The sequence below is a fragment of the Achromobacter sp. 10T422 genome, from assembly GCF_056394065.1.
Map to the genome: position 1 here is coordinate 1 of NZ_JBFTHD010000027.1, position 788 is coordinate 788.

A 788-nucleotide genomic window follows, 5' to 3' on the forward strand; every position below is an offset into this window, starting at 1 on the left:
GAGACCTTTACGGTTACGACGGCTGATGGCACCACCGGTCAAGTGGTCGTCACGATCATTGGCACCAACGACACTCCGGTGTTGACCGGTAAGGCTGACGGCGCGGTCACCGAAGACGGCACGCTCGTTGCCACCGGCAAGATTGATGTCGCTGATGTTGATACGACTGACACGCACACTTGGACCGTCAACAACGACGGCAAGGGTACGTATGGTTCGTTCTCGGTYGATGGKTCGGGCAACTGGACGTACAACCTCGACAACGCCAACAAGGCTGTTCAAGGCCTGAAGTCCGGCGAATCGGTCACCGAAACCTTCACTGTGACGGTGAACGACGGCAACGGCGGAATCGTCGACAAGCAAGTCACGGTCACCATCAACGGCACGGATGACGGCGCGACCATCAATCCGGCTCAACCGGGCGATGACAAGGGTTCGGTTACCGAAGACGGGACGCTCACGACCGGCGGCAAGCTCGAAGTGACCGACCCGGATGCGGGCCAGGCGGTCTTCCAAACGCAAACGAACGCAGCCGGTCAGCACGGCACGTTCTCCATCGACGCCGATGGCAAGTGGAACTACACCCTGACCAACAATGACCCGGCAGTTCAAGGCCTGGGCGCTGGCAAGACGCTGACGGAGACCTTTACGGTTACGACGGCTGATGGCACCACCGGTCAAGTGGTCGTCACGATCATTGGCACCAACGACACTCCGGTGTTGACCGGTAAGGCTGACGGYGCGGTCACCGAAGACGGCACGCTCGTTGCCACCGGCAAGATTGATGT

At 60.0% G+C, this 788-nt stretch carries 1 protein-coding gene; it reads left to right on the forward strand.

What is annotated here, in order from left to right; genetic code table 11:
• Positions 1 to 788, forward strand: a 788-nt coding sequence (locus AC1DB0_RS29815; protein WP_476758826.1) for a VCBS domain-containing protein, incomplete at both ends; no start/stop codon positions are given.